The 10,519-nt window shown below is 61.8% G+C and carries 10 protein-coding genes; 6 read left to right on the top strand and 4 right to left on the bottom strand.

From position 1 onward, the window contains the following. The first annotated feature begins 521 nt into the window (after positions 1–521). A complete protein-coding gene (gmd, locus tag WN73_RS16135; protein ID WP_271553718.1) occupies positions 522–1,592 on the top strand; it encodes a GDP-mannose 4,6-dehydratase in 1,071 nt (356 codons plus the stop codon). Next, a complete protein-coding gene (gene fcl, locus WN73_RS16130) occupies positions 1,573–2,514 on the top strand; it encodes a GDP-L-fucose synthase (RefSeq protein WP_271553717.1) in 942 nt (313 codons plus the stop codon). The genes gmd and fcl overlap by 20 nt, the downstream gene beginning before the upstream one ends. A 297-nt stretch (positions 2,515–2,811) precedes the next feature. Here the strand turns inward: fcl and WN73_RS16125 are convergent, their stop codons facing one another. Continuing rightward, the gene (locus WN73_RS16125) at positions 2,812–3,081 is read right to left on the bottom strand and encodes a hypothetical protein (protein WP_271553716.1); all 270 of its coding nucleotides are present in this window, start codon (positions 3,079–3,081) and stop codon (positions 2,812–2,814) included. Between the two features lie 232 nt (positions 3,082–3,313). Between WN73_RS16125 and WN73_RS16120 the strand changes: the two genes are divergently transcribed. From WN73_RS16120 to WN73_RS16110, 3 genes are all read left to right on the top strand, one after another. Further along, the gene (locus tag WN73_RS16120) at positions 3,314–3,865 is read left to right on the top strand and encodes a D-glycero-alpha-D-manno-heptose-1,7-bisphosphate 7-phosphatase (RefSeq protein ID WP_271553715.1); all 552 of its coding nucleotides are present in this window, start codon (positions 3,314–3,316) and stop codon (positions 3,863–3,865) included. A 370-nt stretch (positions 3,866–4,235) separates the two neighbouring features. Then, positions 4,236–4,373, top strand: coding sequence for a hypothetical protein (locus tag WN73_RS16115; RefSeq protein ID WP_271553712.1), 138 nt, complete (start codon positions 4,236–4,238; stop codon positions 4,371–4,373). Positions 4,374–4,814: 441 nt separating this feature from the next. Next, positions 4,815–5,201 carry a hypothetical protein gene (locus WN73_RS16110; protein WP_271553709.1) on the top strand — a complete coding sequence of 129 codons (387 nt, stop codon included), beginning with the start codon at positions 4,815–4,817 and terminating at the stop codon, positions 5,199–5,201. Positions 5,202–5,687: 486 nt separating this feature from the next. On the opposite strand, the gene WN73_RS16105 is transcribed toward WN73_RS16110, so the two are convergent. Further along, positions 5,688–6,911 (bottom strand): phenylacetate--CoA ligase family protein, encoded by a 1,224-nt coding sequence (locus WN73_RS16105; RefSeq protein ID WP_271553708.1) that lies wholly within the window; start codon positions 6,909–6,911, stop codon positions 5,688–5,690. 86 nt (positions 6,912–6,997) lie between these two features. Between WN73_RS16105 and WN73_RS16100 the strand changes: the two genes are divergently transcribed. Then, complete coding sequence (locus tag WN73_RS16100; protein ID WP_271553707.1) at positions 6,998–8,149, top strand: AGE family epimerase/isomerase; 1,152 nt, start codon at positions 6,998–7,000, stop codon at positions 8,147–8,149. Positions 8,150–8,214: 65 nt separating this feature from the next. On the opposite strand, the gene WN73_RS16095 is transcribed toward WN73_RS16100, so the two are convergent. After that, positions 8,215–9,054 carry an ABC transporter ATP-binding protein gene (locus tag WN73_RS16095; protein WP_271553706.1) on the bottom strand — a complete coding sequence of 280 codons (840 nt, stop codon included), beginning with the start codon at positions 9,052–9,054 and terminating at the stop codon, positions 8,215–8,217. Between the two features lie 151 nt (positions 9,055–9,205). After that, positions 9,206–10,486, bottom strand: a complete 1,281-nt coding sequence (locus WN73_RS16090) for an ABC transporter substrate-binding protein (protein ID WP_271553705.1) — start codon at positions 10,484–10,486, stop codon at positions 9,206–9,208. Positions 10,487–10,519: the final 33 nt, after the last annotated feature.

The raw sequence follows: 10,519 nt of genomic DNA, 5'->3' as shown, positions 1-10,519 counted from the left end.
AGTGCGCTCATCTCGGATTCGCATCTACCGGTGCGACGGCTTTGCCCAAAGAGAAAAAGGTATCTGAAAATCTCACGATCCATCGGCGGTTGCAAGGTTCTCAAGGGCTAAATGCCCCGAACCCGTAGCTGCCGCAATTGGCTCAATTAAGCAGGAATGAGGAGACAACTATTGATGTCGTTACAACTATGCTACCTGCAGGCTCCGCCGGATGCCAGCGCGAACTTTCTCGGTAGTCAATTTATCGGTCAGCGTGCTCTCTATCGCCGGCTTAAGGCCCCTAGATAGGTCGCGTATAGAAGTTTTCCTGACGGTATCGCCTCTTCATCGAGTGAGCCTCACAGCCCGGCTACGCCGCTTGCTCGGGAGAATCGTTAAGCTGGTCCGACCTCCTTCTTTACCGCTGTTCCGGACCTCGAGTGTTCCATTTGGAGGTGGTGCTCCGGGTTGACGAGACCGCGGTAATGTTCAAATGGTATCAGTGGCAAATTTAGCATTGTATTTCGCGCTCAGAGGAACGTATGACGAAGCGGGTGGCCTTGATCTCCGGCGTGACCGGCCAGGACGGCGCCTATCTCGCCGACTATCTGTTATCGCTCGGCTATGTCGTGCACGGCATCAAGCGGCGTTCATCGTCGTTCAACACCGCGCGGGTCGATCACCTCTATCAGGACCCGCATGTCGGTAACGTGCCGTTCCTGATGCATTACGGCGACATGACCGACTCGACCAATCTGATCCGCCTGGTGCAGCAGATCCGGCCGACCGAGATCTACAATCTTGCCGCCCAGAGCCACGTCGCGGTGAGCTTCGAGAGCCCGGAATACACCGCCAATGCCGATGCGATCGGCGTGCTGCGCCTCCTGGAGGCGATCCGCATCCTCGGCATGGAGAAGGAGACGCGGTTCTACCAGGCTTCGACCTCCGAGCTCTACGGTCTCGTGCAGGAGATCCCGCAGAAGGAGACGACGCCGTTCTATCCGCGCTCTCCTTACGGCGTCGCCAAGCTCTACGGCTACTGGATCACGGTGAACTACCGCGAGGCCTACGGCATGTTCGCCTCCAACGGCATCCTCTTCAACCACGAGAGCCCGATCCGCGGCGAGACTTTTGTCACGCGCAAGATCACGCGCGGCGTCGCCCGCATCGAGGTGGGATTGGAGGAGACGCTCTATCTCGGCAATCTCGAGGCCAAGCGCGACTGGGGGCATGCCAAGGACTATGTCGAGGGCATGCACATGATCCTCCAGGCCGACAAGCCCGACGACTTCGTGCTCGCGACCGGTGAGACGCGCTCGGTGCGGGAGATGGTCGAATTGTCGTTCGCGCAGGTCGGCCGGCGCATCGCCTGGCGTGGCGCAGGCGTCGAGGAGACCGGTGTCGATGCCAAGAGCGGCAAGACGGTGGTGAAGATCGATCCGACCTATTTCCGCCCGACCGAGGTCGATCTCCTCATCGGTGATGCCAGCAAGGCGCGCGAGGTGCTCGGCTGGAAGCCGAAGCGGAGCTTTGCCCAGCTCGTCGAGGAGATGATGGCGAGCGATCTGGCACAGGCGAAACGGGACGCTGCCCATGACAAACGCTCCGTTTGAGCTGAAGGGCAGAAGCGTCTACGTCGCCGGCCATCGCGGCATGGTCGGCAGCGCGCTGGTGCGCCGGCTCGCAGGAGAGGATGTCAAGCTCGTCACCGCGGACCGTCGCGAGGTCGATCTCTGCAACCAGGCCGCCGTGTTCGACTGGTTCGCAAAGGTGCGGCCGCAGGTCGTGTTCCTCGCGGCGGCGAAAGTCGGCGGCATCGTCGCCAACAACACGCTGCGCGCCGAGTTCATCTACGACAACATCGCGATCGCGGCGAACGTGATCCACGCCGCGCATCGGAACGGCGTCGAAAAGCTGATGTTTCTCGGCTCCTCCTGCATCTATCCGAAGCTGGCAGCCCAGCCTCTGCGCGAGGACTCGGTCCTGTCAGGTCCGCTGGAGCCGACCAACGAGCCCTATGCAATTGCAAAAATCGCCGGCATCAAGATGGCCGAGGCCTATCGCAGCCAGTATGGATGCGACTTCATCAGCGTGATGCCGACCAATCTCTACGGCCCCGGCGACAACTATCACCCTGAGATGAGCCACGTCGTCGCCGCGCTGATCCGCCGCTTTCACGAGGCGAAGGTTGCGGGTGCCAAGGGTGTCGTCGTGTGGGGCACCGGCACGCCGCGGCGCGAGTTCCTCTATGTCGACGACATGGCCGATGCCTGTGTGCACCTGATGAAGACCTATTCCGGTGCGGAACTGGTCAATATCGGCACCGGCGAGGACATCACCATCGCCGAATTCGCGCGCGTCGTTGCCGAGGTCGTTGGTTACAGCGGCGAGATCTCTTTCGACACCTCGCGGCCCGACGGTACGCCGCGCAAGCTGCTCGACGTCAGCCGGCTCGCAAAGCTCGGCTGGCGCGCAACGACATCCCTTGAGCATGGCCTGAAGCTCGCCTATGCAACGTATTTGTCGCATAAGTAAATGCAGCGATTGCGAGTGATCATGATTGCGAAAGATGATCGATTTCTCGAACGGATCATTCCGCCAGATTCGCGACAAATCTTCCGTGATCTTAATGTGCTTTGCGCGGCACGGATATCGCTTTGGCTGCTTATCTTTCCGTCGATTTCTCCTTGAAAAGGTAAGCTTTGCAAGATGCCAAGAAGCAACGACATGGTAAAAGCGTTCCATGTCAAAGACGATCTAGATCCATGCATAGCGGTGCTCGGGCGCCCGAGATCTCCTTTAGCAGCAGCAGACGTCGTAGTTTAGTTCCGTTCAGCGGCGCTTCAAACACAGGGACAAGATCTCTCTGGCCTGGACACAGACTTCTGTGTTCAGGGTGCGCTGATCGAATCCGTAGGATCGAAGCTTGGCTTCAATGTCGGCTGCGGAAGATGGGCTGAGCTGCAAATCAAGTACGTTCTTGACCGTCTCGATCTCCGCGGCGTCTTGTAAGTGCCAAGGCATGCCCGGCATATCGATGCGTCGGGGTGACTTCTCGACGGCCTTTTGGCGGTATGCGCTGAGTAGCTTGTGCCGCAGCATGCGGCAGCGCTGCTATGTGGTAGGAAAGTTTGGCCATGTAGCCGCGCGCCGGGTTCGAAGGTAGATCGCTGCAAGACCGGCCCGTTGATGGGCGGTCGACATATCGACGGCCTGACCGCCTCCAGGCGCGGGCGCCTTGCCTTGATATTGAAGAGCCCTGCAGTATTGATATGAAGCAGGGATTGTCGGAAGATCGCCCGTGTTCCCATCCAACTTGGGCCAGTGAGATTTAATGCGTCCAGCAGTTTTTTTTGACCGCGATGGCGTCCTCAACGAGGACGATGGCTATGCTTTTGATCCGGACAAGATCCGGTGGGTAGAAGGAGCCCAACAGGCCGTAAGAGCAGTTAATCACGCCGGGTATTTTGCTTTTGTCGTAACGAACCAATCAGGAATTGCGAGGGGGTTTTACGAGGAGCGGCATGTTCGCAATTTTCACGAATGGATGTCGCGCGAGCTTGCTATCGTTGGTGCGCATATCGATGCGTTTGAGTTCTGCCCCCACCACCCCGACGGCCTGATTGAGCGCTACCGTGTCCTCTGCAACTGTCGTAAGCCGCAGCCAGGGATGATTAGAGGCCTGCTTGAGCGGTACGAGGTGAATATCGATGCTAGCTTCATGATCGGGGACAAGCAGAGTGACCTTGCTGCGGCGCAAGCGGCCGGACTTCCAGCCTATCTGTTCGATGGGTCAAACCTCCATACGTTCATCACCCCGTTGTTGGCTGATTGGTCCAACGATTCCCGCACGGTCACACCGCGGGCCGCGGGAACAGCGGATTGAGACTTATCGGCAGGGCTTACCTTATGGAATGTACTTTAGGTTCTGGTTTTGCCGAATTCATTCAGTCCTTGCATAAAGGCATGGCTATCTTTTCAAGATCCGGATTAGCCAGGGCTCAGGATTCCCTGAGAGGTTTTAGGCTACGTCTGAACTCGGCGGTGATTGGGGCTAACAATGAGAGCTCTGTCGATCTTGAACGTTCAGGGGGGAGTTGCCCTTTCCCGACAGCCGCAGGCTCAAACGCGGGAAGCGGAACAACTGACGAGGACCACAAGATCGATGGCCCCCAGGCAGCTGATTAACTGTCGAGCCTGTGGAATCGACCCAATTGGACGGTATGTATCGCTACTTCGATGTCTTGGAGACCTACATGAACTATATCTTCCCATTGCTGGCTGTCGCCATCACCATCGGCCTTTTTGTGCGCTACGCGATGGTGCGCCAGAGCTTGCGTCGATCCCGGCCCACCAATGAGGTTCCTCACTGGCCCGATTCGAGTTTCAGATAGCCGACTATCGCCTGCTTCACATGACTGTCTTTTAGCTCAACGCCGATTGCTTTTGCTTCGATTGGAAAGCGCCTCTCACCATCCACGGTCACTAAGCGGTCAACGTAAGTGCCCCGAATAGCGTGTTCGCTCGATATCTCGTTGTACTTATGGTCGCCCGCATCCTCGCCAGGGCGAAAAGTGTGGGCCGCTGCTCGATCGGCGTGAGCACGAACTGGACAAGCGTCGGCGCGCCGATCCGATTAGCCGTACGCGAAGGCAGCTGAATCGGGCGACGAAGACCGCGAGAAATACCTGCACACCGATTGAGCAGCAGTAAGCTTAAGATCATTCGTGATAGCGGTTTGTCAGTATTGCGTTGGCATTAGAAATACTTCGGTACTAAAATATTTTAGTTCAGAACCAGTCTCTTTCTCCATCGCCCAAACTGGAATTTAGTTGATGCGGACGCTATTGATCGTACTCGGTGTCTGGGTGTTGATTAACGTCTTGTTCGTCGTTTTCATGATCCCGCCGCGCAAGCCACGAGCTTCCGGTCAAAGAGCCGGAGCTTTCAGGCTGGCAGCCGTCAGGGCCGACGATCGCCAACCGGACGATGATCCTCCTCCATCGCTGCGGCACATAATCATCGCAATGGGCCTTGGAATGTTCTTCTCGTTAACGCCGCCGTTGCTTGAGGGCTACGACGCGCTGAGGCGATGGGCGCGCCGGATGAGAGGACAAGAGGTCGACCAGAGCGAGAGCCAGCCAGGGACGCTCGACTCGATCCTCACGAAGCCCCGCAAGGAATACGAAGCATCCTCAGGGGGCGACAACGAGGGCTCCTAATCATGGTGCGGGCGTTCTGCAAGAGACAGGAGACCCGGCTGCCCGATACGCCGGATGGCTGACCAAGGGATGCGCAATTAGCCAAGCGTCGCTCCATAACCTGGTCATGCCCGAGCTCTCACCAACAGCAAAGGGCGTGGCACGTGTCCATTCCCGGGGCCAGCGCGATCCGCTCGATGAAACTCAATTTCAGATGCAGCCCGTGCCCATCGCCCTATTTCGGCTTCTTGGTGCCGTACCCATGAGCTCAGCACCGGGCTAATGCGGACCGTAGAACGACGGTCTAATCGTGCGAATACTGTTCCGTGCTCGCAGCGAACAGATTCCTTGTTCTCCACCGCAATTTCCCTGTTCCGTTTCGCGGCTTCGCTGCCCAGATGCTCAAGATTTCAAGGCAATTAGCGCATGTTTGACGCCGTCGCAGCCCCTGCGCGAGATATTTTTCCCTGCAGAATTCCCTGTTCGCGGGGAATTGGGTTTCTAGCGTTACCGCTCGTCCGCGATAACCTTGCCGTCATTCGGCAATGTGCCGGGGCCGACCAGCTCGACCGCGCCACCGAGCTTGGTCACCATCCGCAGCGTGCCCGCGATCTCCTCGCGCAGAGCCTCGCTTGCTGCCGCCGTTTCCGCCTTCAGCGTCATCGCATCGGTCTCGTCCTGGCGCGTGACGACGAGACGCAGGCGGCCGAGTGCGGAATGCCGCTTGCTGATCTCGGCGACCTGCTCGGGACGGACGAACATGCCCTTGACCTTGGTGGTCTGGTCGGCGCGGCCCATCCAGCCCTTGATCCGCATGTTGGTGCGACCGCATCTGCTCGGGCCCGGCAGCGCCGCGGTGAGGTCGCCGAGCGCGAGGCGGATCCAGGGATGGTGCGGGTCGAGCGAGGTGACGACGATCTCGCCCACATCGCCTTCCGCAACGGGATCGCCGGTGCCGGGCTTGACGATCTCCATGATCAGGCCTTCGTTCACGACCATGCCCTCGCGCGCCTCCGTCTCGAAGGCGATGAGGCCGAGATCGGCGGTGCCGAAGGCCTGGTAGGCGTCGATGCTGCGCGCCTTGATCTCGGCCTGGAGCGAGGGCGGGAAGGCCGCACCCGAGACCAGCGCACGCTTGATCGAGGAGACGTCGCGGCCCGCGGTCGCCGCTGCATCGAGCAGGATCTTCAGGAAGTCGGGCGTGCCGCTATAGCCGACCGGCCGGTAGGCCTCGATCAGCTCGAATTGCTGCTCGGTATTGCCGGGCCCGGCCGGGATCACCGCGCAGCCGAGCGCGCGCGCCGAAGCATCGAAGATGAAGCCGCCGGGGGTGAGGTGGTAGCTGAAGGTGTTGAGCACGATGTCATTGGGCCGGAACCCGGCCGCGAACAGCGCCCGTGCCCCGCGCCAGGGATCGGCCTGCCGGCCCTCCGGCTCGAAGATCGGGCCCGGGGAGGTGAAGAGCCGGGCGAACGAGCCCGGTGCCGCCGCCACGAAGCCGCCGAAGGGCGCGGAGGCCTTGTGCAGGGCCGGCAGTTCCGACTTGCGCAGCACCGGCAGGCGCGCCAGCGCCGCGCGCGTGGTCACCGTGGCCGGATCCACACCTTTGAGCCGCTCGGCATAGGCGGGCGCCGTCATCGCGCTGCGCAGCACGCCCGGCAGGCGCGAAAACAGCTCGGCCTCGCGCGCGGCTTGCTCGCGCGTCTCGAGGGCGTCGTAATGGGCGGTCATGGCTGATCTTTCCGGGTTGGCATCCGTTGCTCGCCGCCGCTGGCATGGGTATCAGACGGCCATTGTCGGGATGTGGAGAGCGCGAGATGGCGGACGAACGGATCAAGGCGGCGGAGGAGACGGCTGGCGTCGTCGCGCGCCTGAAGCGCCGCATGATCGACGACGCCATGCCGCTGTGGTCGACCGTCGGCTGGGACCCTGTCGCGGGCGGCTTCATCGACCGGCTGCACCGCGACGGCACGGCGGATGCCGCCGCGCCGCGGCGCGTGTTCGTGCAGGCCCGCCAGATCTACTGCTACGCCAAGGCGGCACAGATGGGCTGGTATCCCGAGGGGCGCGCCATCGCGCTGAAGGGGCTGGAGCACCTGCTGGCACGCGCGAAGGCGCCCGACGGCAGGCCCGGCTATGTGCACCGGCTGACGCCGGAGGGCGCTGTGATGGATGGTCGGCGCGACGCCTACGACCACGCCTTCATTCTGTTTGCGCTTGCGACCGTCTATGTGCTCGACAAGGACGCGCAGGTTCGCGCCGAGATCGACACGCTGCTCGCCTTCCTCGACGGCCACCTGCGCTCGCCGCACGGCGGCGTCCACGAGGGGTTGCCGATCTCGCTGCCGCGCCGGCAGAACCCGCACATGCACCTGTTCGAGGCGATGATCGCGTGCTTCGACGCGACCCACGATCTGTCGTTCCAGAATCGCGCCGGCGAGTTCTTCGCGCTGTTCCTCGCCAACCTCTACGACAAGCAGAGGCACGTCTTGTCGGAGTACTTCGAGGAGGATTGGTCGAAGATCGAGCCGGTCAGCGTCGAGCCTGGCCATCAGGCGGAGTGGGTCTGGCTGCTGAAGGGATTTGAGCGCATCACGGGCTGCCCGACCGGGCAGCGGCGTGCGGAGCTGCTGGCGACCGCGCTGCGCTATCGCGACGAGGCGACGGGCTGCCTGATCGACGAGGGTGATGCCACCGGCAACATCCGCCGCAGCACGCGCCGGCTGTGGCCGCAGACCGAGATCGCGAAGGCGTGGATTGCACAGGCCGAGTCCGGCGAGGCGGGCGCCGCGGATGAGGCCCGCGCGGCCCTGGTGCGGCTCGAGCGGCATTATCTCAGCCATCCCGTGCGGGGCGGCTGGTACGACCAGTTCGATCGCGACGGCAAATCGCTGGTCGACACCATTCCTGCGTCGTCGTTCTATCATGTTCTCTGCGCAGTCACGGAAGCGGAGCAGGTGTTGGAGTAAGACTCTTTTGTTTTGACGCGTTTTCTTCACGCGAACCGGTTCCCACTTCGCTTGAAAACGCTTTGTCAAAGCCAGCGCTTGCGCCGCTTGAAGCTCTTGAGGTTCTTGAAGCTCTTGCGCTGGTCGCCGGCGCCGCCGAGGTAGAATTCCTTGACGTCCTCGTTGTCGCGCAATTCGTCCGCGGTGCCGTCGAGCACGACCTTGCCCTGCTCCATGATGTAGCCGTGGCTCGCCACCGACAGCGCGGCGCGCGCGTTCTGCTCGACCAGCAGGATCGTGACGCCGAGGTCGCGGTTGATCTTCTGGATGATGGAAAACACCTCCTTCACCAGCAGCGGCGACAGGCCCATCGACGGTTCGTCCATCAGGATCATCTTGGGGCGTGCCATCAGCGCGCGGCCGATCGCGAGCATCTGCTGCTCGCCGCCGGAGAGATAGCCGGCAAGGCCGGTGCGCTCCTTCAGGCGCGGGAAATAGTTGAAGACCATGTCGATGTCGGCATCGACCTCGCGGTCCCTGCGGGTGAAGGCGCCGAGCTTGAGGTTCTCCAGCGACGTCATGTCGGCGATGATGCGGCGGCCCTCCATCACCTGGAAGATGCCGCGGCGGACGATCTTGTCGGGATCGGTGCCGTTGATCCGCTCGCCCTCGAACAGGATCTCGCCGCGCGTGACCTCGCCGTCCTCGGTCTTAAGCAGCCCCGAGATCGCCTTCAGCGTCGTCGACTTGCCGGCGCCATTGGCCCCGAGCAGCGCCACGATCGCGCCCTTGGGCACGTCGAGGCTGAGGCCGCGCAGCACCAGGATGACGTCGTCATAGACGACCTCGATATTACGCACGCCGAGAAGGGGTGGCGCGGGCACTATACTGGGCGAGGGACGAGTGGCTTCGTGAATTTCGGTCATTAGGTGTGCCGCCAATTTGGTGCGCTCGTCATGCCCGGGCTTGTCCCGGGCATCCACGTTCTTCGTGCCGATTGGTCAGACGTGGATGGCCGGGACGTCTGCGCGAAGACGCGCTTCGCGCTTTTCCCGGCCATGACGTCCGAGATCGAAATCACCACCCCAGCAATTCCGCTTTGCGCGGCAGCTCGACGGTCTTGACCTTCTCGAGCTTGATCGTGCCCTTGGCCATGAGATCGTTGAGGTCGCCGTCGGTCGCACCCGCGATCTTGGTGCGATAGAGGTCGACCTTCAGCGTGCCGCGGTGGTCCTTGTCGGTCCAGGTCGAGGGATTGCAGACGCCGTCCATTCCGGCCGGCACCCAGTCCTTCTTCTGGTAGAAGCCCTTGGCGACGTTCTCGCCGGTCGCTCCGCCGTTCTTGGCAGCCCACTCGAGCGCCTCCCTCATGTAGAGCGCCGAGCAGACCGCCGCGACGTAATGCACGGGCCGGTAGACCTTGCCGGTGGGGTCGGATATCTTGGAGATCTCCATCACCGTCTTCATGCCGGGCGCATCGCCACCCCAGCTCACCGCGGTGCGCAGCGGGAAGATCACGCCGTTGGCGGCGTCTCCGGCGGTCTTGGCGGCGTTCTCGTCCATGCCCCAGACATTGCCGAGGAACTGAATCTCGACGCCGGCGGTCTTGCAAGCCTTCAGGACGGAGATGTTGGAAGCCGCGGTGTTGCCGAGATAGGCGTAGTTGGCACCGGAGGATTTCAGGCTCAGGCACTGCGCGCTGTAGTCACCCGGTGTGAGCGCGAACACCAGCGGCGGCAGCACCTCGAAGCCGAGCTCCTGCGCCATGGCTTCGCCTGCGGCCTTCGGCGCGTTCGGATAAGGATGGTTGGCGCCCATGTGCACGAATTTCGGCTTGCCGGGCTTGCCCTTGGCCTTCCAGTCCTCGGCCGCCCACATCAGCATCGCGCGCAGCGAGTCCGAATAGCTTGGGCCGTAGAAGAAATTGTAAGGAGCGGGTTTGGCCTTGCCGCTGACGCCTTCGGGATCGGTCAGCGCGGCGGCATAGGAGCCGGAGAGATCGGGGATCTTGTCCTGGGCGAGGAAGCCGGTCAGCGCCTCGGTGTCGGCGGTGCCCCAGCCCATGATCGCTGCGACCTTGCTGTCCGGAGCCGACCATTTCTTGTAGAGCGCGATCGCGCGCGGCACCTGGTAGCCGTAGTCGTTGGTGTCGACGTTGAGCTGCTTGCCGCCGACGCCGCCGTTCTTGTTGACCCAGGCGAAGGTGTCGACGACCGCCTGGCCGTAGGGCGTGCCGACGTCGGAGGTGCCGCCGGAATAGTCGGCGAGATGCCCGATCGCGATCTGCGCCTGCGCGCTCGCCGAGAATGCGATCACCAGCGCGAGCGATGCAGTGCTCAAAAAGGATTTTGTCTTCATTGGTTGCCTCCTCCTGTTTATTCGTTGGTTAGT

Source organism: Bradyrhizobium sp. CCBAU 45394 (assembly GCF_028128655.1).
Classification (GTDB): domain Bacteria; phylum Pseudomonadota; class Alphaproteobacteria; order Rhizobiales; family Xanthobacteraceae; genus Bradyrhizobium; species Bradyrhizobium diazoefficiens.
This window is presented reverse-complemented; position numbering and strand designations above follow the sequence as displayed.